The sequence below is a fragment of the Escherichia whittamii genome (assembly GCF_014836715.1).
GTDB classification, from domain to species: domain Bacteria; phylum Pseudomonadota; class Gammaproteobacteria; order Enterobacterales; family Enterobacteriaceae; genus Escherichia; species Escherichia whittamii.
The window spans coordinates 456,848-478,822 of sequence record NZ_JACSQI010000002.1 but is presented as its reverse complement, the minus strand read 5'-3'; the positions used below and the strand labels follow the sequence as shown (position 1 = coordinate 478,822).

At 50.5% G+C, this 21,975-nt stretch carries 22 protein-coding genes and 1 pseudogene; 6 read left to right on the top strand and 17 right to left on the bottom strand.

Annotated elements, in window-relative coordinates; genetic code table 11:
• Positions 1-2 precede the first annotated feature (2 nt).
• Genes H9644_RS05215 through fliF form a run of 6 tightly spaced genes read right to left on the bottom strand, consistent with a single transcriptional unit; the run spans position 3 to position 6,287 of the window.
• On the bottom strand, positions 3-1,130 hold the full coding sequence (locus H9644_RS05215; RefSeq protein ID WP_191773589.1) for a flagellar hook-length control protein FliK: 1,128 nt from the start codon (positions 1,128-1,130) through the stop codon (positions 3-5).
• Positions 1,127-1,570 carry a flagellar export protein FliJ gene (gene fliJ / locus H9644_RS05210; protein WP_191773587.1) on the bottom strand — a complete coding sequence of 148 codons (444 nt, stop codon included), beginning with the start codon at positions 1,568-1,570 and terminating at the stop codon, positions 1,127-1,129. Before fliJ ends, H9644_RS05215 begins: the two co-directional genes overlap by 4 nt.
• Positions 1,571-1,591: 21 nt before the next feature.
• A complete protein-coding gene (fliI, locus tag H9644_RS05205; RefSeq protein ID WP_191773585.1) occupies positions 1,592-2,962 on the bottom strand; it encodes a flagellar protein export ATPase FliI in 1,371 nt (456 codons plus the stop codon).
• Entirely contained in the window at positions 2,962-3,648 is a 687-nt protein-coding gene (fliH, locus tag H9644_RS05200) for a flagellar assembly protein FliH (RefSeq protein ID WP_105289032.1), read from the bottom strand. The genes fliI and fliH overlap by 1 nt, the downstream gene beginning before the upstream one ends.
• Entirely contained in the window at positions 3,641-4,636 is a 996-nt protein-coding gene (fliG, locus tag H9644_RS05195; protein WP_032184453.1) for a flagellar motor switch protein FliG, read from the bottom strand. Before fliG ends, fliH begins: the two co-directional genes overlap by 8 nt.
• Positions 4,629-6,287: a flagellar basal-body MS-ring/collar protein FliF gene (gene fliF / locus H9644_RS05190; RefSeq protein ID WP_064529335.1), complete on the bottom strand. Its 1,659-nt coding sequence runs from the start codon at positions 6,285-6,287 to the stop codon at positions 4,629-4,631. Before fliF ends, fliG begins: the two co-directional genes overlap by 8 nt.
• A 214-nt stretch (positions 6,288-6,501) precedes the next feature.
• On the opposite strand from fliF, the gene fliE reads away from it, so the two are divergent.
• The gene (gene fliE, locus H9644_RS05185) at positions 6,502-6,816 is read left to right on the top strand and encodes a flagellar hook-basal body complex protein FliE (RefSeq protein WP_064529334.1); all 315 of its coding nucleotides are present in this window, start codon (positions 6,502-6,504) and stop codon (positions 6,814-6,816) included.
• Between the two features lie 200 nt (positions 6,817-7,016).
• On the opposite strand, the gene H9644_RS05180 is transcribed toward fliE, so the two are convergent.
• The 5 genes from H9644_RS05180 to yedE all read right to left on the bottom strand — a co-directional run bounded on the left by H9644_RS05180 (position 7,017) and on the right by yedE (position 10,791).
• The gene (locus H9644_RS05180; protein WP_225221269.1) at positions 7,017-7,691 is read right to left on the bottom strand and encodes a hypothetical protein; all 675 of its coding nucleotides are present in this window, start codon (positions 7,689-7,691) and stop codon (positions 7,017-7,019) included.
• Between the two features lie 471 nt (positions 7,692-8,162).
• Positions 8,163-8,564, bottom strand: coding sequence for a g-type lysoyme inhibitor PliG (pliG, locus tag H9644_RS05175; RefSeq protein ID WP_191773581.1), 402 nt, complete (start codon positions 8,562-8,564; stop codon positions 8,163-8,165).
• A gap of 197 nt (positions 8,565-8,761) precedes the next feature.
• Entirely contained in the window at positions 8,762-9,166 is a 405-nt protein-coding gene (locus H9644_RS05170; protein WP_064529331.1) for a DUF1398 domain-containing protein, read from the bottom strand.
• A 189-nt stretch (positions 9,167-9,355) separates the two neighbouring features.
• Positions 9,356-9,589, bottom strand: coding sequence for a sulfurtransferase-like selenium metabolism protein YedF (gene yedF, locus H9644_RS05165; protein ID WP_000790504.1), 234 nt, complete (start codon positions 9,587-9,589; stop codon positions 9,356-9,358).
• Complete coding sequence (gene yedE, locus H9644_RS05160) at positions 9,586-10,791, bottom strand: selenium metabolism membrane protein YedE/FdhT (protein WP_064529330.1); 1,206 nt, start codon at positions 10,789-10,791, stop codon at positions 9,586-9,588. The genes yedF and yedE overlap by 4 nt, the downstream gene beginning before the upstream one ends.
• 185 nt (positions 10,792-10,976) lie before the next feature.
• On the opposite strand from yedE, the gene yedD reads away from it, so the two are divergent.
• Positions 10,977-11,390 (top strand): lipoprotein YedD, encoded by a 414-nt coding sequence (gene yedD, locus H9644_RS05155; protein ID WP_064529329.1) that lies wholly within the window; start codon positions 10,977-10,979, stop codon positions 11,388-11,390.
• A 120-nt stretch (positions 11,391-11,510) separates the two neighbouring features.
• Here yedD and amyA read toward each other — a convergent pair whose 3' ends face one another.
• The 4 genes from amyA to fliD form a co-directional block, all read right to left on the bottom strand.
• Positions 11,511-12,998, bottom strand: coding sequence for an alpha-amylase (gene amyA / locus H9644_RS05150; protein ID WP_064529328.1), 1,488 nt, complete (start codon positions 12,996-12,998; stop codon positions 11,511-11,513).
• A 70-nt stretch (positions 12,999-13,068) separates the two neighbouring features.
• Positions 13,069-13,467 carry a flagella biosynthesis regulatory protein FliT gene (fliT, locus tag H9644_RS05145; RefSeq protein ID WP_064529327.1) on the bottom strand — a complete coding sequence of 133 codons (399 nt, stop codon included), beginning with the start codon at positions 13,465-13,467 and terminating at the stop codon, positions 13,069-13,071.
• On the bottom strand, positions 13,467-13,877 hold the full coding sequence (gene fliS / locus H9644_RS05140; protein WP_064529326.1) for a flagellar export chaperone FliS: 411 nt from the start codon (positions 13,875-13,877) through the stop codon (positions 13,467-13,469). The genes fliT and fliS overlap by 1 nt, the downstream gene beginning before the upstream one ends.
• A 15-nt stretch (positions 13,878-13,892) precedes the next feature.
• Entirely contained in the window at positions 13,893-15,308 is a 1,416-nt protein-coding gene (gene fliD, locus H9644_RS05135; protein WP_064529325.1) for a flagellar filament capping protein FliD, read from the bottom strand.
• A 246-nt stretch (positions 15,309-15,554) separates the two neighbouring features.
• Between fliD and H9644_RS05130 the strand changes: the two genes are divergently transcribed.
• The 4 genes from H9644_RS05130 (at position 15,555) to tcyJ (ending at position 19,389) form a co-directional block, all read left to right on the top strand.
• Entirely contained in the window at positions 15,555-16,868 is a 1,314-nt protein-coding gene (locus tag H9644_RS05130) for a FliC/FljB family flagellin (protein WP_064529324.1), read from the top strand.
• A 316-nt stretch (positions 16,869-17,184) separates the two neighbouring features.
• Positions 17,185-17,904 (top strand): RNA polymerase sigma factor FliA, encoded by a 720-nt coding sequence (gene fliA, locus H9644_RS05125; protein ID WP_064529323.1) that lies wholly within the window; start codon positions 17,185-17,187, stop codon positions 17,902-17,904.
• 45 nt (positions 17,905-17,949) lie between these two features.
• Entirely contained in the window at positions 17,950-18,501 is a 552-nt protein-coding gene (fliZ, locus tag H9644_RS05120; RefSeq protein WP_191773698.1) for a flagella biosynthesis regulatory protein FliZ, read from the top strand.
• Positions 18,502-18,588: 87 nt separating this feature from the next.
• The gene (tcyJ, locus tag H9644_RS05115; protein WP_064529322.1) at positions 18,589-19,389 is read left to right on the top strand and encodes a cystine ABC transporter substrate-binding protein; all 801 of its coding nucleotides are present in this window, start codon (positions 18,589-18,591) and stop codon (positions 19,387-19,389) included.
• A 21-nt stretch (positions 19,390-19,410) separates the two neighbouring features.
• Here the strand turns inward: tcyJ and H9644_RS05110 are convergent.
• Positions 19,411-19,667 (bottom strand): annotated as a pseudogene (locus tag H9644_RS05110) (integrase core domain-containing protein); the annotation flags it as partial.
• Between the two features lie 23 nt (positions 19,668-19,690).
• Positions 19,691-21,946 (bottom strand): autotransporter outer membrane beta-barrel domain-containing protein, encoded by a 2,256-nt coding sequence (locus H9644_RS21535; protein ID WP_225221267.1) that lies wholly within the window; start codon positions 21,944-21,946, stop codon positions 19,691-19,693.
• Positions 21,947-21,975: the final 29 nt, after the last annotated feature.

Sequence of the window (21,975 nt, the reverse complement as noted above, 5' to 3'; positions counted from 1 at the left end):
CGTTAGGCGAAAATATCGACGCCGCTATGGCCAGATGAAACTCTCTGGAGAGTTGCGGGAACCGGCAATGCATCGTCATCCTCGGTTGTCAGATGTTCATGGCCAGATGTGCGTGGGCTTTGTTGTTGCTGGGAAGCAGGCTGCTGCTGACCGCTAAAACTTTCGCCGCTGATATTGCTCTGTCCCAACTGAATTCCGCTTTCTGCCAGTTGTGTGCGCAGTACCGGCAAAGCCGCTTCCAGAGCGGCGCGCACGTGCTGATGCGGTGAAACCATCTGAATTTGCGCCTGGTTGTCATCCACTTTGAGAGATATTTGTACTTCGCCTAAATCCTGTGGATGCAAACGCAGCTCGGCACTTTGCTGCCCCTGACGAGTAAACAGTGAAATATGTTGGCTTAATGACTGTTGCCATTCGTGAGAACCCAGCGGGGCGCTCAAAACAGGCGCGGCGACGCTGGGCAATGGCTGCGTCTGATGCGCAGTGATTAGCGGGCTGACGACGGTCGTAACAGGTGACGGCGTGCTGATGACTTCCGCTTTACTCTGGGCTTCAGCGACCAGCGGTGTTAATGACTGATCTGGCGCGCCAGGGGCGTCGTCAGGTTGTGCTGTCGCGAGTTGCGCGGTAGTCAGTTTTGTTGAGAGTGTTTGCTTCTGCGTCGGTAATGCTGTTGCAGGCGCATCAGTCACTTTGGGGGTATTGTCAAAACCGGGCAACATAGCAAAAAGGGCGCTCAGGCTGGCGACAGCATCTTCATTAAGGTCATCCGTTTTTTCGTCGGCGACCGTCTCCTTTTCTGGCATGGCGGCCAGCGTATTAATCAGAGCCGTCGCCAGCGGCGTTGTATCGGGTAGTACTGCGGTTATTTCAGTCAGCGTTTCGTCAGTAGCGATGAGTAAATCAGACGGCTGTACCCCGGGCAGAATTTCGTTGACGCGTTCTTTACCTTGCGCGTGTGGGGTATCCACTGCAACCTGAAGCAATGGCGAAGCTTTGCCTGGTGCTGCATCTCCTGCTAATGCTCCACTCAACAACGCAAGAAAATCCTGTGCCGTGTCGGTGGAGCTACTTCCGGACAGTGTGATGGTGTCAACGTCAGCGGTAATCAAGGGCGCTAAACGAATCATTCAGTTTTCCTCATGGCGGCGCGCTGGGCGAACTCGTCCATCTTTTTCTGATCGAGGCGGTTTTCTGCTAACAGGGCCGCCGTGGATTGCCGTTCCTGAAGGGTCTGCCAGGCTTGCAAACGTTGTTTTTTTTCTCGCCAGCTGTTCAGGGCAATGTCAACTTTCTGCGTCCACTGATTAAGCTGCTGGCGGTGCTGGGTAATGGCTTTTTCCAGCGTTTGAATGAACTGCTGATAGTTGATCCAGCGATTACTGGTCATTCCTGCACTCATGTCGTTGCTCAGGTTGCTGCGATATTCGTTTTGATAATCGATCAGCATTTTGAGTTGTTCTTCCGCCTGCTGACATCCGCGACGCATTTCACCCAGCAGGCGGGCCGCATTATCCACCTCTTTTTCTGCCAGATCTTTCAGGGTCGCCAGGGCGCCATGTTCTGCCATCTGTTGCTATCTCCTGCGTAATCACACCGTCGGGAAAATGCGCTCCAGCCCCTGGAGAGAATCTTCCCAGTCTGCGCGTTCGAAAATACCTTGTTGCAAATAGCCTTCCAGCTGTGGCCACAGGGCGATGGCTTTATCGAGCATCGGATCGCTGCCTTTGGCATACGCGCCGACGCTGACCAGATCGCGGTTACGCTGAAAACTCGACAACAGCTGTTTGAACGTACGTACCCGTGTGTAATGTTGCTCGCTGATTAACGCCGTCATTGCACGGCTGATTGAGGCTTCAATATCAATCGCCGGATAATGCCCGGCTTCCGCCAGGCGGCGAGACAGCACGATGTGACCGTCGAGGATTGCACGTGCGGAGTCAGCAATTGGATCTTGCTGGTCATCGCCTTCGGTGAGCACGGTATAAAACGCGGTAATCGAACCGCCGCCGCTAATGCCGTTACCGGCACGCTCGACCAGTGCTGGTAATTTGGCGAATACCGACGGCGGATAGCCTTTGGTGGCAGGCGGTTCGCCAATGGCTAGTGCAATCTCACGCTGGGCCATCGCGTAGCGGGTGAGGGAGTCCATAATCAGCAACACATGCTGGCCACGATCGCGAAAATCCTCGGCAATGCGCGTGGCATAGGCGGCACCTTGCATTCGCAGGAGCGGAGAAACATCAGCCGGAGCGGCTATCACTACTGAGCGCGCACGCCCTTCGGCGCCGAGAATATTTTCAATAAAATCTTTTACTTCTCGCCCACGTTCACCAATCAAACCAACGACAATCACATCGGCACGGGTGTAGCGTGCCATCATCCCCAGCAACACACTTTTACCGACGCCGGAACCGGCAAATAGCCCCATACGCTGCCCGCGCCCAACGGTAAGCAGGGCATTAATCGGACGCACGCCCGTATCCAGCACATGCTCGATCGGTGTACGTTGCAACGGGTTAAACGGCGGGGTAATCAGGGCGCCAGTTTCAGTCGTGTCGGGGGAGGGCAGACCATCGAGCGGTTTACCACTGCCGTCCAGAACACGGCCTAACAGCGCCGGACCGAGCGGTAACTGCTTACCGCTTTGTAGCCCGTCGCCGGAGATATTTTTGGCGTAAACGCGCGCGCCGGGCAGTACGCCTTCCACTTCCTCCAGCGGCATCAAAAACAGCCGTTGACCGTTAAAGCCAACCACTTCGCTTTCTACTTCGTGCGTTTCAGTGCCGTTATGGCGTTCAATGACACAGGTTGCGCCGAGCGGCAGTTGCAATCCGGTGGCTTCCAGCACCAGCCCGGTGGCGCGGGTTAATCGCCCGTAGCGGCGCACCGCGGGCAGTTGCGCCATTTTGGCTTCAAAATTATCCAGCGAGGTTAGCCAACGTGTCAGGCGAGTGGTCATCACACCACTCCTGGTGCTGCCAGACGGCAGAGTTCTTGCCAGCGGGTGGCGACGCTGGCGTCGAGATCACCTTCATCGGCGGAGACTTTACAGCCGCCGGGATGCAGGGTCGGGTCGCCGCGCAAGCGCCAGCCATGCAAACTTAACGTTGCGCCAAGCATCTCATCAACACGTTGTAGATCATCGGGATGCACGCGTAGCTGCGGTTTGCCGCTGAATAACGGTTCTTGCTGCAACAACTGTTGGATCTGTTTAATCAGCGCCGAGTTGTCCACCGTTGGCGTCTGGCCGATCACCTGGCGCGCCGCCTCCAGCGCCATCTGCATCAGGCGTGAAGCAATCACGCTATCCAGCGCGTCAAGGGTGGTCTGAAACTCGCTGACCAGTTGCTGCATCCGGGCATAAATCGGCGCTTGCTGAGATTTTGCCTGTGCCAGTCCTTGTTCCAGTCCCTGGGCCAGACCTTCCTGATAGCCTTGTTCATGGCCTTGCTGGCGACCTTCGGCAATGCCCGCCTGATAACCTTGCTCGTGGGCCTGCATTCGCAATTGCGCCAGTTGTTGCTCAAGGCTGGGTTCGGCCTCTTCAGTGACGGCTTCTTCTGGCTCCATTAGCGGCACAAACTCCGCCTGTGGTGGCGCAAGATCGTCTGGTGTCCAGGTTTTCCACGGCAGATTATCAGACATAGGTATCCTCGCCGCTGCCAATCACCATCTCGCCGGTTTCGGCAAGACGGCGCACAATCAGCAGAATCGCTTTCTGCTCGTTCTCCACCTGCGACAGACGTACCGGACCACGGTTGGCGAGATCGTCGCGCAGAATATCTGCGGCACGTTGCGACATATTGCGCAGGAATTTCTCGCGCAGTGGTTGTTCGGCACCTTTCAGCGCGATCAGCAGCGATTCGGAATCCACTTCCTGCAACAGCCGCTGGATGCTGCGATCGTCGACATCCACCAGATTTTCGAACAGGAACATCTCGTCGATAATTTTCTGCGCCAGCTCGCCGTCAAATTCACGCACGGCGGTAATAACCGCTTCTTCCTGCTGAGTTTTCATCAGGTTGATAATTTCGGCCGCCGTTCTCACGCCGCCCATTTTGCTGCGTTTGAGATTCTGGCCATCAAGCAGTCCATTCAGCACTTCTGTCAGTTCAGCCAGCGCGGCAGGCTGTACGCCGCCAAAGGTAGCGATACGCAACATCACGTCGTGGCGCAGACGTTCATCGAACAACGCCAGAATATCGGCGGCCTGGGCGCGCTTCAGATGCACCAGAATGGTGGCGATAATCTGCGGATGCTCATCGCGAATCAGATCGGCGGCGCTCTGCGGCTCCATAAAGTTGAGCGTTTCAATACCGCTGGCGGTATCGCGGGTTTCGAGAATATCTTCCAGCAGGCTGGCGGCACGCTCTTCGCCCAGCGCTTTGACCAGCACTGAACGCAGATAATCATTGGCGTTGATATTCAGCGCAGCAAACTGTTCGGCTTCTTGTTCAAACTCTGCCAGTACTTCAGTTAACTGCTTGTTGGAGATCTGCGAGACGTTCGCCATTGCCGCGCTCAAGGTTTGCACTTCTCGTTGGGACAGGTGCTTGAATACCTCTGCCGCCCGGTCTTCGCCAATGGTCATCAACAGAATGACGCTTTTATCGGTGCCTGTCAGGTTACTCATGATCGTTATTTATCCACTGGCGAATGACCAGCGCCACTACGCGCGGATCGTTATCAGACATGTCGCGGATGCGCTGGCTCATTACCTCAGCCCCCAGACGTTGGTTAGCGCGACGTTGTTGCAGTTGTTCGTCTTTACTCAGGCGTACTTCCACTGCATCTTCCGTCTCCTGACGAGTTTGTGTCTGTTGCTGAACGGCTTTCACCGCCTCGGCGCGGCGGGTTAATTGCGGACGCACCGCTTTACGCCACAGCAGCCACGCCACCAGTATCACCAGCAACCAGCGCCCGGCAGCCAGTAACTGATCGATAAACGCTTGTTGTTGCCAGAACGGCAGTTCTCCACCGCTTTCATCACCACTAGTAAACGACGAGTTGACGACATTGAGCGAATCACCGCGTTTTTCCGAAAAACCCATTGCCTCGCGGGTCAGATCTTCAATTTGTTTCATCTGTTCGGCGCTCAGTGGCAACGGTTTGCCATCCGGCAGCGTTTTGTAATTCACCACTACCGCGACAGACAGACGTTGCACGTCGCCGACGTTCATTTTGGTATGACGAATGGTGCGATCGACTTCGTAGTTGCTGGTTTCATTACGCTGTGTGCTGCGCGGCCCACTATTGCTGGTGGTGCTCGTCTGTTGTTGGCGGTTGTTTTGATTTGCCGGAGGCGTACTAATCGGCGCGTTGTTTGCTGGCGCGGGCTGATTAGACAATGCGCCCGGCACGCCGCCCGGATAACCGGAACCGTTCTGCTCGCTTTCATTCAGTTGACGGGAACGAAGCGCCGCCTGTGATTCATTGCCATTAGGACGATACTGCTCTTCTGTTTGCTCTTTACTGGCGAAATCCAGCTGCGCCGTGACTTGCGCATGAATATTACCGTTGCCGACAATAGGCGACAGAATTGCTTCAATACGACGCTGAATCCGGCCTTCAACATCGCTGGTATATTTCAACTGAACATCATTGAGATCACGCCCGCTGGTGTTGGACTGGGTTAACAGATGTCCCCCCTGATCCACCAGAGTGACGTTTCCTGGCGGTAGACCGGCAACCGCACTGGAAACCAGATGCACAATGGCGCTAATCTGCCCTTCATCCAGCGCACGTCCTGGCAATAAATTCACTGTCACCGACGCGGAAGGGGATTTTTGTTCACGGACAAATAAAGACGGTTTCGGCATCGCCAGATGCACGCGCGCCCCTTTTACCGGGCCGATGGTTTCGATAGTACGAGAAAGTTCGCCTTCCAGCGCTCGCTGATAATTCACCTGTTCGCTGAACTGGCTGATACCAAACTTTTCCTGATCGAGCAGCTCAAAGCCGACCGCTCCGCCTTTAGGCAAGCCTTGCTGCGCCAGACGCAAACGCAATTCGTGAACCTTATCCGCCGGAACTTCAATCGCGCCACTGGCTTCACTAAAGCGGTAAGGGATATTCATCTGCGTCAGTTGGCTGACGATCGCGCCGCCATCCTGATCGGAAAGGTTGCTGAACAACGTGCGGTAATCGGGGGCTTTTGCCCATAGAATTAACGCGACGAGCACTGCCACCGCAGCGGAACCAGCAACAATCAAAGGGATTCTCGGATTCGCGCGTAGGCGATTAAGCCACTCAAGAGATTTTGTCTGGGCTGCAGTCGTATTCATCGCGCACCTCGCGGCAGATGAAAGACGGCGTTATTGGCAAAGTGGAACAAGACGCACTCCCGGGTCAGCACACTCGAAAAATTAACGGCCTCATTATTTGTGGTTTTGTTTTTTTCTATGCGCCAATTAACCCGGTTTTTTATCGTTATTTAACGCCTTTATCTTATTGACTTGCTGTTAATCTCTGCTACCAGAAATGATCCAGGAGATGAATATGTCAGCCATACAGGGGATTGAAGGGGTTATCAGCCAGTTACAGGCTACGGTGATGAGTGCCCGTGCACAGGAATCACTACCACAACCTGGCATCAGTTTTGCCGGACAACTTCATGCCGCGCTCGATCGTATAAGTGATACGCAAACCGCCGCCCGCACCCAGGCAGAAAAATTCACCCTCGGCGAACCCGGCGTGGCGCTAAACGATGTGATGACCGATATGCAAAAAGCTTCAGTTTCAATGCAAATGGGGATTCAGGTGCGTAATAAGCTGGTGGCGGCGTACCAGGAAATGATGTCCATGCAGGTGTAGGTTTTGTAGCCTGTTGACTATGCTCATTCCGTGACGAACTCCCGTATAAACAGCCAACAACCATTTATTCCTAAACTTCATACACATAGCGAATAAAAATGAAAACCACCGCTAAACGGGTGGTTTTGCTTACGTGAAATTTGACAATTTCAGTGAATGTTTACTCTGCAATAATGCAAATGACAGTGGGCAAAAAAGCTCTAACGACCGAGGGATTCACCGTAGAATGCAACTGCCTGAGCGTTAAGTAAGTGAGTCATAATCTGTACGAATCCAAAATTATCCAGCCAATAATAAAGATTATTTTCTTTATCAAAAGTGTAAATACAACAATCATCGTGGATCGTTGTATTTACTTTCCATCCACCATGACCCACGTTGCCCCATTCCTGGTAAAGCCCTGCGTTAACTTCTCGATTGATAATATGTGTTTCATCAATACAATAAGCGCCACTATCGACATCAAGCGGTGCCGGAAATTCTCCGCCCATGCTTTCAATCCACGGTGAAATGTCTTTAACTGAATTATAAATCTCAGCGCTGTATTTAAAAAAACGTTTCACAATAAAAACATAAATGCCAGCAGGTTTATTCGTTATTATATCAGTGGCGAAAATAACAAAAATTTTCCCAATGCACGTTTCATCTACGTCAGGAAAGGTTACTGTGCCATCTTGACTAATAGCCAGGATATCATCATCTGCATTAGTGCTACAGCTCCATTTCACCTTGTCATTATTTGCTGGGTCATAATCAATGACCATCTTGAAGGTAGCGCCAGGGAACAAGCTGTTAGGAAAGCAGTAACTACTCTCCATGTCATTTTTAATATCGTAGATATGGTCATCAACTAAAACACCTGTAATTTTGCTCATCATTAAATCCTTGTTATTAATTGAATAAATGGTTTTATTCCTGTGCAAATGAATATGAGGATGTTAATGCAATGAATGAATGGTTGTTATTATTTGGGTGTTATATAGTGGCATGAAAATGATTATGTGATATCTCTGAGTAGTGGAACCCAATCATGCGCCAAAACAGCGTTTGAAAGCGTGAAGGCAAAGTTCGTAGGTTAGCGATGGACTAGATAGTAAAAAGAAACGCGGCTGTCGGATTGGAGCCGCGGGACAAGGTCAAAAATTTCCATGATTTGTTGAATTTCCAAGTTTTTTGGAAGCAGATGTATCTTACTAACAACTAAAAAAGGTTTAAACTATAAAATTAATCGTATTTTTAGGTAATTCTTACCGACATATCCTCACGGCATTCACGATTAAAGCAGTACTGACAATCATCTTCAGATACTGGAAAGTAATGACGGGGATAGCCCCGTCGCTCTCTGTTTACTTAATCTGTATGTTGACGCTGTATTTTTTAGCCTTGTTTTTACGAGCGTCATTACGAGTTTGAAGTACTCTTAGCTCATATTTACCGGAAGCGGGAAGGATGTACTGACCATTGTCATCAAGTTCGGGAGAGTATCTGGAGAGATCAACCGAATTGCTGATTCCAGGCCCGAAGAGGACAATATCAGCACCCTCATTGGAGATGCTGACGTGTACTTTCTGGTCTTTTTTGGCATAGAAATTATATGTGTCGTAATCGTATCCCGTTATCTCTCCTGAGTACTGTGCACTACTATGATCCTTCCTGAACTCAACATTAACGTCCTTGCCAGCAGCAGATGCCGTTGAGGTTAGCAGTGCAAAAAGAAAAATGGCTTTACCTATACCATTGATTTTCATGTGTGTTTTCCTCAGTCATGGTAAAACTGTTCGTTGTTATAATATAACAATTTTTGGCAGGCATTTTCCATGAACCTCCCGCAGGAGGCTCATGGAACGGGAGTGGCGTCAGGGAAGAGTAAATCAAGCCAGAGATAATCTGACAGATACCTGTATAAATAACAGATAACTGTCAGATCTAAGATGAGCTAATACATCTAAATTAAGGGCTTATTGTTTTCAACATCTTCAATATATAAGAGTGTGTTATCGATAGAATAGTAACGCCGCTTATTATCACAAACGTCAGTAACCCACCGAAAAACGCCAGCATTTGCAAGCGTTATACAATATTCCCGAAATGTTGACTGTCTTGAAATGTGAGTTCGGGCTGCTTTTTTGACTTGCTCAGGATCCTTGGTGGTACTGACTTTTAATAGACTTCTGCTTCCTCTTATTAACAAAACATTGTCATCGTGTGTGACGATTCTGATGTTATCTGTGGCAAGATAGTAAATATAATGTGCAATATGATGACGTTTTAACTCAGTATAAAACCAGGAAAAATTTAGCTCCGTTCTCACTTGCTCAAACATCTTTTGAAAAATAGCAACCTGATCCATCAGGGAAATAATCTCTCGTCAGTTGTGAGGGATAGTAGTTTGCATGATCGGCGTTATTCCTTCAATCTGGTCCGATCACTTAATGCTGTCTCTGTGTGAATCAATGATAATCCAACTGTGGTACAGAAAATAGACAACGGAGTATTCGTAGCAAGTGACTCCCGCTGCCTGAAACAGCGGGAGAAAAGATTACTTCTGAATTAAATAACGAATGGTCGGCCCGTCTTGTTGAATGTCCAGTACCGTGTAGCCGTGATTACGCGCATCCAGTGGAATATTGTTAATCGACTGTGGACAATCGCTGACCACTTCGAGGATCTCGCCTTTTTTTAACTGAGGCATCGCCTCAAGGGTAGCGACCGCCGGGTAAGGGCAGGGTTCACCCACCATATCAAGGCGGTAATCAGGAACGATATTTTTCATGCGATCTCCTTAACTGTCTGCAGCGCGGCACGGCGGAAGAAGCGTTTCTCCCAGCCGATAATCAACATTAATGCAGCGAACAGCAGCAAATATGTCACCAGCAGCCCGCCCATTGGGCCAAAGGTTTTCAGCAGGTTGATTTTGTCCCAGTCGGTGGCCAGTGCCGGGGCGAAATCATCCCAGTAATACGCCAGAATCGTGGAGCCGATAACATTGCCCAGGCCGACCCACCAGTAGTGTACCTGGCCTTCCACCGCGCGGTACATCCAGCCCGTTTCGCAGCCGCCCGCCAGCACAATACCAAAACCAAACAATAATCCGCCAATTACTGCGTTCGGACCCGCCCACATGATTTTAGGTTCTACGCCCAACTGTACGTAACTGAAAATCCCGATGGCGCTTACCGCCATACCGATAATGATCGCTTTCGCCATGTGAGTACGTCCTGTGATCCACATGTCGCGGAACGCGGAAGTGAAGCAGATTTGCGCGCGTTCAATAAGTAAGCCAAAGCCGACGCCAAATAACATTGCCAGCCCCAGTTTCGGTTGGTTCATCGCCGTCAGCAGCGCCCAGCCCAGCATGCCGAAAAAGACCAGCATCCCGAGACGAAAACGGCGTCGCGCCTGATCCGGTTTTTGCGTCAGCGGTGAGGCGGCAGAGACTTTCTGCATTTTTACGGGGATACGAAAGACAGGCAGCAGGGTAAAGCGCGCGCCAAACCATGAGCCGATGGCGGTGGCGATGGCAAAGAACCAGGCGTGCAGCGAGAACTGAGGAATGCCGGTAAAGAAGGCCGCCAGGTTACAGCCCATCGCCAGACGCGCTCCAAAACCAGCAATAATCCCGCCAATAATGGCCTGCATAATGCGGATACGGCTACGCGGCATGCGCAGTTTGACGTTGTTGGCCCATAATGCTGCGGCAAAACAGCCGCCGAACATACCGAGAATCATCATCCCGTCAATGCGGGTTAATGGCGATCCTTCCAGATGGATAATTTTAAAATACCCCCACTCTTCAGCATGGACGCCAAACAGTTGCAGGAGCTGACCGCCCCAGCGGGTAAATTCACCCGTAACTGCCCAAAAGGTGCCGGTAATGCCAAAATAGTAAGTGGAGAGAATACCCGCCGCGATGACCGCAGGGATTGGCGCCCAGAATTTAATCAACCAGGCTTGTTTGAATTGCTGCCATGACATGTATGTAGCCTCTGAACTCAGAAGGTTTAAACAAGAGTCGCGAATCATACATCAGGAGAATTTAATTGCGTGGCAATAATTCACAAAAATAATAGTTAGATCAAATTTCTCTTTGGGCCTGGAAAGGCTGGCAGCGTCAGGGCTTTAATGCCACAATCCACTTTTCTTCTCATGCAGGACGAATGATGAAAAAACTCGCAATTGCAGGCGCACTCATGTTGCTGGCGGGCTGTGCCGAAGTCGAAAACTATAATAATGTTGTAAAAACCCCTGCGCCAGACTGGCTGGCAGGGTACTGGCAGACCAAAGGGCCGCAACGTGCGCTGGTCAGTCCGGAAGCGATTGGTAGCCTGATAGTCACTAAAGAGGGTGATACCCTGGATTGCCGCCAATGGCAGCGAGTGATTGCGTTGCCGGGTAAGCTGACGCTGATGTCTGACTCTCTCACTAACGTTACTGTGAAACGTGAGTTGTACGAGATTGAACGTGACGGTAACACCATTGAGTATGATGGCATGACGATGGAACGCGTGGCTCGCCCCACGGCAGAGTGTGCAGCTGCGCTGGAAAAAGCGCCGCTACCTACGCCGTTGCCGTAATGAAATCCCCCTGGAGTTGGGGGATTTGTATGTCAAAAAAAGTGCCCGATGCGCACGCTTATCGGGCCTGGAACTGTAACGAACCCGCAATAACGATGAGTGTATTGTCAGCAATCGGTTTTAAATCACCTCTTCGATAACCCAAACGCTGACGCTGCCGCCGTCGCAAAAGAAAGTCGCTTCGCCATTTTCATCGGTCACTACGCTCTCTTGTCGATTACCGAGGAAATCGCGCCAGGTTTTATTGCCGTAGTTCTCCCCCAGATTAATGGTCTTTTCGCCATCGTCGCCGTTCGACATAACCACAACGCAGCCAGGATATTCATCGGTGCCACTGCGACTAAAGGCAATGCAGTTCGGATGATCGAAAAATAACGTCTGTACACCGTGGGCAAAACGCTGGCGGGCGAGGATTAACTCATCAAGCTGTTCGATTATTGGCATATCTATAGGATAGGTTTGTCCGTCACCGCCGACATCTTCGTAATGAGCCCCGTACAGATCAGGGTAAAACACCGAAGGCACGCCATTTTCCCGTAGCAAAATAAGGGCATATGCCAGCGGCTTAAACCACGGCTCCACTGGGGCTTCAAGGGCTTGTAACGGTTGGGTGTCGTGGTTGGCGACCAGCGTCACGGCGTGGAAAGGATCGACTTCAACCAATGTGCCGCTAAAAATCTCAGTCATATCATAATCACGCCCCATACGAGACGCTTCGTGGAATTTCATCTGCAGCGGTGCATCAAACAGCATGGTTTTACCTTCCACCTGATCAATATACGTTTGCAGTTTCTCGACCTCGCGCGACCAGTATTCCGCCACAATAAATAGTGGTTTCGGCGCAACTTCTTGTACATGCTCGATCCACTCTTTGTAAAACCACGCCGGAATATGTTTTACCGCATCGAGACGAAAGCCATCGCACTGAGTTTGTTCCATTACCCAGCGCGCCCAGTATTTGAGTTCTTCGGTGACGGCATGGTTACGAAAATCGATATTTTCGCCCATCAGATAATCGAAATTGCCTAATTCATCATCAACCTGATCATTCCAGCCTTCGCCAGTGTAATCGTTGACGATTTTAAAGATGCCATCTTCATGCGGGTTTTCGATATGGTCGATACCGCTAAAGCATTTGAAATCCCAGATAAACTGCGAGTATTGCCCGGCACGAGCGGGAAAGGTGTAACGCGTCCAGCCTTCGCACTCAATGATTTCATCATCAATTTGCGTACGATCGTCAGCATTGACGCGCTGGACGCGAATGGCTTCTTTTTCATCTGCGCCCATTTTGTGGTTGACGACCACGTCCAGCAGTACCGCAATGTCATTGCGTTTAAGCGCGTCGATGGCCGCCAGCAATTGCGCCTTATCACCATATTTCGTAGCGACAGTGCCTTTTTGATCAAACTCGCCTAAATCAAATAAATCATAGGAGTCGTAGCCGACAGAATACCCGCCCGATGCGCCTTTATAGGCAGGCGGTAGCCAGACCATATTGATACCAATATCATTTAAACCGTCGGCGCGCTCGGCAAGCTCGGGCCAGAGCTTGCCGCCTTCAGGGTAATACCAGTGAAAGCATTGCAATAGCGTGGGATTACGCATTCTTCGACTCCACTCAAGGGGAACATTAGAAGCGTAGCCGTAATCAGGCTATTCGCGAGTAATCCAACCTTTATGCTTTGCCAAAATTCAGATGGGTAGAAAAATTGATGATATTCTCCTGCGGCGCCAGTACGTAGCCGCCCTGGTCACCGTAAGCACTTAATACGGATTTTTGCATCGATGACTGACCAACCAGCTTCGCAAGCTCATCCATCCTGACCTGCAATAACTGCTTAACGTTGCTTTCGTTGTCCAGGATGAGGCGCAGCATCGGTTTGAGTTGTTCCTGCATCCTGGCAGAAGGTGCCATCTCTTCCGTCAGGTGTGCGATTTGTTGCACCGCATTCACATAATCCATTTCGCTGGCGATGAGTTCATCCCATTGTCCTTCTGTCGCCAGGCGTAACATGAGCTGGCTTTTTTCGACAAGTTGTTGCCAGGCAAAATACAAGTGCGGTGCATGGTTCATCAGACAGGGTCCTGAATCAAAGAAGGGGAGAGTAAAGTCTCTTTCCAGGCATCGGCAATATTGCGCATCAATGTTTCCACTTCTTCGACTGCGGAGACATCGTTACGCAAATTCGCTTGCAGCAAACGCCTGACCATATAGCTATAGAGCGCAATTAAATTCTGAGTTAATTCATCCTGGCTTTCTTCTTCGAGGCTCACCTTCAGCCCATTTTCAATAATGTTGATGGCTTTCGATAAAGAAATGCCTTTGCCTTCCAGGTTGTTGTCCTGCATAAACAGGCGTGCTCTTACCAGCGCACTCAACACGCCGTCAAATAGCATGGTAACCAGTTGCTGTTGACTGGCGCTCATCACGGCGCTCTCAACGCCAATTTGTGCATAGGCCTGCGTGCCTTTTGCGCTGTACATAGTCTCTCCTGAAAATTATTTCGAGCTGCTATTTGAGGTGTCGAATTGCTGTGTCAGATAGCTACTGGTGGAGTTAAGCGAGTTCATTAACACATCCAGTTGGGTGAATTGGGCTTTGTAGCGCGCCATTAATGTATCGATACGTTCACTGGCTGCGTTGTACTGATCGGTCAAATTGTTCAGTGTTTTGCTTACGCCATCTTTTGCAGCCTGGATTATCCCGGTGGAGGAGAGCCAACTGGTCAGGTTGCTGCTAATGCTGGTGGTTACGCCAGTGCTTTTACCGTCACCAATAAACATTTCACCTACGCCAGCGGCATCTTTCTTCAGGGCCGTTTGCAGTTTGTCGGTCGCTATTTCCAGTTTTCCGGTACTGGCGTCGGTGGTAATACCGATCTGTGCCAATGTTTTATAGGCCGAACTGCTGTGGGTATTGGCGAGCAAGGTTTTGAGCTGAGTCTGGATGGTACGCAGCGTGGAGTCACCGAGTAATGCGCCGTTGCTGGAGTCCTGACTTTCTGCTCCGGCATCGACTGCTGTGTATTTGGTTAAGCTGCTGAACGTATCCTGTAACGTGTTATAGGCATCCACCCACGCTTTAACCGCATTTTCAGCTTTGGATGTGTCTTTGCTGATGGTGAGGGTCTGATTACCGGTGGTGACGTCATTCAGGTTGAGAGTGATATCTTCCAGCGCGTCACTGATAGTGTTGCTGCTGTTTTCAATCTCAACGTTATTAACCGTAAGTTTGGCGTTCTGCGCGGTGACGCTTTCAATCATGCCATTACTGCTATCACCCGACGTTCCGTTGTAACCCATAAAACTTTGCAGAGCGCTGTCGCCGCTGACGCTTAGTTTCATGGCGTTATCGCTACCGGTATCATTGGCGGTGATAGACAAACGATACTCGCCGTTACCCACATTGATGATACTGGCGCTGACACCGGCTTTGGCGTTGTTAATTGCATCGCGGATGCCAGAGAGTGACGAGTTAGCCGCGCTGATGTCAATCGTGACGGGATCTTTTCCGCCGCCTTGCTGGATGGTCAGTACGCTATCGCTGGTGGCGATGGCGGCTTTGTTGTCTTTTTGGCTGTTTTGGGTAGTAAGCGTTTGAGCCTGTGCCAGTTGGCTGACACTAATGGTGTATTTTCCGGCAATCGCGCTGCCCGTAGTGGTGGCGCTAAAAGCCGAGGAACTACTGGTGGTTGATGTAGCGGTAAATAAGTCGGCTTTATTCAGTGCTGTGTTGGCGGTCTGAAAACTCTCCAGAGCGCTTTTCAGCGTCCCGTAGGCGCTCAGTTTCGCGGTGTACGAGCTTTGCTGTTTTGATATCGGCGTTAGGGTAGATTTTTCTGCCGCCTCAAGACTGTCGAGGATGCTGCTGAGATCCAGCCCCGACCCAACCCCGAGCGTTGAAATACTAGCCATATATATTCCTTAATCATGCGACATGTAGAACGAATACCGGGGTTATCGGCGAAAGCGGGGCAAAGTTTACGATTTATTTTTTTGCTTAATGACAAGAACAGCAACGAGGAAGGGGAGTATTTCGACGGCTAGAAAAAAATTCTAAAGGTTGTGAGTGACCAGACGATAACAGGGTTGACGGCGACGAAGCCGAAGGGTGGAAGCCCAATACTTAAACCGTAGAGCTAAAAAACAGGAATAAAAATTATGGCACAAGTCATTAACACCAACAGCCTCTCGCTGATCACTCAGAACAACATCAACAAAAACCAGTCAGCGCTGTCGACGTCTATCGAACGCCTGTCTTCTGGTCTGCGTATTAACAGCGCGAAAGATGACGCCGCTGGTCAGGCGATTGCTAACCGTTTCACTTCTAACATTAAAGGGCTGACTCAGGCCGCGCGTAACGCCAATGACGGTATTTCTCTGGCGCAGACCGCAGAAGGCGCACTGTCTGAAATCAACAACAACTTGCAGCGTGTGCGTGAGTTGACCGTTCAGGCGACGACCGGGACTAACTCTGATTCTGACCTGTCTTCTATTCAGGACGAAATCAAATCCCGTCTGGATGAAATTGACCGTGTATCCGGTCAGACTCAGTTCAACGGCGTGAATGTGCTGGCGAAAGACGGTTCGATGAAGATTCAGGTTGGCGCGAATGATGGGCAGACCATCTCTATCGATTTGCAGAAAATTGATTCTTCAACGCTGGGGCTGAATGGCTTCTCCGTTTCCAAAAATGCGCTGAATGTCGGTTCTTCAATTACTGAACTGACTGCGGCTAAAGGCGACGTAGTGGTGAATGTTGACCTGAAGACGGCAGCATCCACGCTGTCAGCCTCTCTAGGGACAACAGTTAATGCAGCCGATCTTTCCTTCCATAACGTACTGGATAAGGACGGCGTGCCGACTGCACAGTTCGTTGTTCAGTATGGTAGTGACAGTTATGCGGCATCCATTGACCACTCGAACGGCGAAGTATCGCTGAACAAAACGGATGTAAGCTACACGGATACTGATAATGGGCTGACCACGGCGGCTAAACAGGCTGACCAGTTAATTAAAGTCGCCACCGATGATATGGGTAATCCAGCCGCGTACGTCACCTTCCAGGGCAAGAATTTTGCAGTGACGGCAGCTGGTGCGTTAACGGATGATTCAACGAAAACCGCAGGGGCAAACAACGCGACGACCGTTGCGCTCTCCGGGGGCGCGAAGACCGATGAGTTTGTCGGCGCTTCTACCTCTGACCCACTGGCGCTGCTGGACAAAGCGATTGCTTCTGTCGACAAATTCCGCTCCTCCCTCGGTGCCGTACAAAACCGTCTGGATTCTGCGGTCACTAACCTGAACAACACTACCACCAACTTGTCTGAAGCGCAGTCCCGTATTCAGGACGCCGACTATGCGACCGAAGTGTCCAACATGTCGAAAGCGCAGATCATCCAGCAGGCGGGTAACTCCGTGTTGTCTAAAGCTAACCAGGTGCCGCAGCAAGTTCTGTCTCTGCTGCAGGGGTAATCGCCAAAACTGGACTAACCGATAATGACAGCCAACGCCAAATTGCCTGATGCGCTACGCTTATCAGGCCTACAAGGTGAATCGCAATTAATTAAATTTGCATATTCGTCCAGGCCGGAGAAGGCGTTTACGCCGTATCCGGCAAGATAAAGCGTACGTTGTCAGCTCCCTTAACCCCGCTCCCGCGGGGTTATTCTGCTCGTTATTTACCGATCACCCCAAATAACCACTTATTTCACCCATTAATCGTCCGATTAAAAAACCTGCAGAAACGGATAATTATGCCGATTACTTATATAACGCAGGGTTGTTTATCGTGAAATCACTCTATACCGCTGAAGGTGTAATGGATAAATACTCGCTGTGGCAGCGTTATATCCCGCTGGTGCGTCACGAAGCATTGCGCCTGCAGGTCCGACTGCCCGCGAGTGTAGAACTTGATGATCTGCTACAGGCAGGCGGCATTGGATTACTTAATGCCGTTGAACGTTATGACGCCCTGCAAGGAACGGCATTTACAACTTACGCAGTGCAGCGAATCCGTGGTGCTATGCTGGATGAACTTCGCAGCCGTGACTGGGTGCCACGTAGCGTGCGACGCAATGCGCGTGAAGTGGCGCAGGCAATGGGGCAACTGGAGCAGGAACTTGGCCGTAACGCCACAGAAACTGAAGTGGCAGAACGTTTAGGGATCGAAATCGCCGATTACCGACAAATGTTGCTTGATACTAATAACAGCCAACTCTTTTCCTACGATGAGTGGCGCGAAGAGCACGGCGATAGTATTGAACTGGTAAGTGACGATCATCAGCGGGAAAACCCGTTACAAAAATTACTGGAAAGTAATCTGCGTCAACGGGTGATGGAAGCCATCGAAATGTTGCCGGAGCGTGAACAGTTAGTATTAACGCTCTATTACCAGGAAGAGCTTAATCTCAAAGAGATTGGCGCGGTGCTGGAAGTTGGTGAATCGCGGGTCAGTCAGTTACACAGTCAGGCCATTAAACGGTTACGCACCAAGCTGGGTAAGTTATAACTTAGGTAAATGCCGCACATTAATTTTGAATACCAGGAGTTCTTAATAATGATGCAGCACCAGAAAAGGCGGCCATTGAGTCGCTATCTTAAAGACTTTAAACACAGTCAGACCCATTGCGCATTTTGCCGTAAACTACTTGATCGCATTACGCTGGTTCGCGACGGCAAAATAGTGAATAAAATCGAGATTTCCCGTCTCGACACACTGCTTGATGAAAATGGCTGGCAGGAAGAACAAAAATCATGGTCCGCGTTGTGTCGTTTTTGCGGCGATTTACACTGCAAAACGCAGAGTGATTTTTTTGATATTATCGGCTTTAAGCAGTTTCTCTTTGATCATACTGAAATGAGCCCCGGTACTGTGCGCGAGTATGTGGTACGTCTGCGTCGTTTGGGTAATTATTTAAGCGAGCAAGATATTTCCACCGACCTGCTGCAGGATGGTTTTCTTGATGAAAACCTGGCGCCCTGGCTACCCACCACAAGCACCAATAATTACCGCATCGCATTACGTAAGTATCAGTGTTACCAGACGCAAACCCGCGGTGATATTGCGCAGAATTCCCCCTGCCTGTCAGCTTCTGATATATATTAAATAAGAATAAGATGTAGCAGAGTTGTTTTTGTTTTTACAAACAATGGCTCTACACTGCAAACCAACAAAACAACATTCGGGGTGAATATGAAACTAGCACATCTGGGACATCAGGCGTTGATGGGTGTTATGGCCGTGGCGCTGGTTGCGGGTATGAGCGTGAAAAGTTTTGCCAACGAAGGTCTGCTCAATAAAGTGAAAGAGCGTGGCACGTTGCTGGTGGGACTGGAAGGGACTTACCCGCCGTTCAGCTTTCAGGGCGATGACGGCAAGTTGACTGGTTTTGAAGTGGAATTTGCCCAACAACTGGCAAAACATCTGGGCGTTGATGCCGAATTAAAACCGACCAAATGGGATGGGATGCTGGCGTCACTGGATTCTAAACGCATCGATGTGGTGATTAACCAGGTCACCATTTCTGATGAACGCAAGAAAAAATACGATTTTTCTACCCCTTACACCATTTCCGGTATTCAGGCGCTGGTGAAAAAAGGGAATGAAGGCACAATTAAAACCGCAGACGATCTGAAAGGTAAAAAAGTTGGCGTTGGTTTAGGCACTAACTATGAAGAGTGGCTGCGTCAGAATGTTCAGGGTGTTGATGTGCGCACCTATGATGATGACCCGACCAAGTACCAGGATCTGCGCGTAGGCCGTATTAATGCCATCCTGGTTGACCGTCTGGCGGCGCTGGATTTGGTGAAGAAAACCAATGATACACTGGCAGTAACTGGCGAAGCCTTCTCCCGCCAGGAGTCAGGTGTAGCGCTGCGTAAAGGTAACGAAGACTTGCTGAAAGCAGTCAACGATGCCATTGCGGAAATGCAAAAAGATGGAACCTTGCAAGCCCTTTCGGAAAAATGGTTTGGTGCTGATGTGACCAAATAATCAACGTATTGACGGGGCCTGCTATAAGTTGACAGTTTTCTGTCTGTAAAACGCCTGATGAACTTCATCGGGCGTTTTGTATTTCAGTGCCAGGTGTGGCCGCTCATGGTTATAAATGGCCTCGGTTTTTTTACTATTTCCCGGGCCAGCAGGACGCGAGAGTAAAAGCTCATTTTTCAGGAGCCCGTTTATTCGTTCAGCCAGCGCATTCTGGTCGCAGTCATAACCATCGGTTATTGCACAGTTATCCCGTTTCTCTCATGCACTGACTGATAAAGAGCTGGCTACTCCACTACCCGGTTCAGAATGTATACTTCACACCCAGCATGGCAGAGGCGTCGCTGTATCCCTCGTCACCGATCTGTACACCTACATTGCCCCACAGGTTCAGATGGTCATTTATCTGCCCCTCAACACCGGTTTTTACTTCTCCGATATTGCTGGCGCCGTCCTGATGTACCGTCACACCGTTCATGCGAGTGCCAAAATCACGGGTGTTGTGCAGCCAGTTCACCTCAACGAACGGACGGAACTCATGGGATTTGCCGCCGTTCATTGTGTTGTGTCCCTTAATCCAGGTTTTCACGCCCAGACGGGTACGGACGTTGCCGTCACCGGTGCTTTCAACATGGGTACCATTGCGTTCGCGGTGCTCATCAGCTTTTACGCCCATCCAGATAACCTGAGCCTGAGGCTGGACATACCATTCGTTCAGACTGCCATGGCTGCCGGTAAACTCACCGGCTTTCCAGGCATAACCGGTTTCTAGTGAGGCTGTCAGACCTTTTGATTTCCAGGATTCCCCCGGCAGGCCGTCACCTTTCACATCGTTATCGAACCAACTGTACTGTGCCCAGCTATCCAGATAAGCCCCGCTATGTGTCTCATCATTAGCATACCAGGTGGCATACAGACCTGTGTTGTATCCGTTCACACTGCCTTTTGAACTGTATCCGGTACGTACAGAATCTGTATTGTTATGGTCATTACCGTAACCAGCCATAACACCCAGATGCCAGCGGTCAGAGCTGTTCTGGCTCCACAGAGCCAGGTCACCGCCCATCTGCAGGACGTAACGGTTACCCTGTGTTTTCAGTTGACCTGTACCGTCATGCCAGCGGTTGTGTTCCCCTTCATGGTGCATCCACATGCTGGTTTTTTTCTGCTCGCCGGTAATCACATCGGTGTAATGCATCGGCCCCAGGCGTTCATGAAGACGGGATACGAACATGGTGTTTGCTGCAGCCATGTTCGCCGTATAGGAGCCAGCTTCCGGACGCAAGTCGTTGTCATTACCACCCGGAGCAGGTTCAGGGGCAGGGGGTTGCATTGCTTTCAGAGCGCGCAGCAGGAACGGCGTGTTTTTACCACTGGTCAGATACCAGTTATCACTGTTGCTTCCCCGACCACGTCCCAGCGTGTAGTCATAAGCCCCGGCAGCAATACGCCCGGCCTGAATAAATGCAGCACTGTCAGCATTTCCGTCGACATGAATCAACTCAATACCGTTCAGTGTCTGTGCTCCGGTACCACCTGCATTTATAACAACCACTCGGGTCTGACTGGAAGCATTGCCTTTAATAACCAGTTTGTCTGTTGCGGAGCTGTCATTTCCCAGAGCGGTGTTCATGAGCAGTATGCCATTGTTACCGGTATAGTTACCTCCGATCGTCAGTACGTTACCCGGAGCATCGGCTCTCAGGTCAAGAGTACCGCTGTTGGTTACGTTCCCGGCGACACCACCAGAGCCGGAGAGTGTCCCCTGCTGAGCGATGGTGACCTGGCTGTTAGCAAGCATGACAGGTGCATCAGCCTTGCCCAGAATCAGTGTGCCGACAGTGTTAACCGAGCCTGCTCCCAGTCCGTCAGTATTAAGCACCTTCACCATTGCCTTATCTGCGATAGCAATGGTGGCATTCAGGGCGCGGGTGGCACCAGTAATATCGAACACGCCACCGCTGATGTTCAGGGAGCCAGAGCCGATGAGGGTACCTGCAGACAGGCCTCCACCTGCGAGGGTCAGATTACCGCCATTAATGTTCAGTATGGAACCTGCTGCGCTGTTCAGTTTGCCTGCGGTCTGGCTGTGACCGTTCATATCCAGCATGGTGTCAGCTGCCAGGCGAATCTCGCTGGTCTGCCCCAGAGCACTGTTGCTGTTCATGCGGACATTGCCGCCGCGGATGTCTGTTACACCCGTGTAAGTGTTTTGGGAAGACAGAATCAGTGTTCCTTCGCCGGCTTTGGTCAGCGTTTTTCCATCCCAGCCATGAGATAACTGAGCCGCATTGTTATCTGCAAGTCGTACCTTCAGCTCTAACACCGCGCCATATCTCAGGTCAAACGTGCCATATCCATTTCCTGAAGGGTCATTCCACTTCAGGGAAGAACTAACCTCGTTTACTGTCTGCCCGTTACCACTAAGTGATGTTAAAACATAGTCTTCAGCACCATCACTCAGTAGATTATTATGCTGATAAATATTATTTTCAGAGAGCCCTGTTATGCCCTTGGAGGTCGTCAACAAGCCGTACTCATTTTGCTTCCATATTGTCATGGCAGTATCAACATTAAGCACTGCACCGT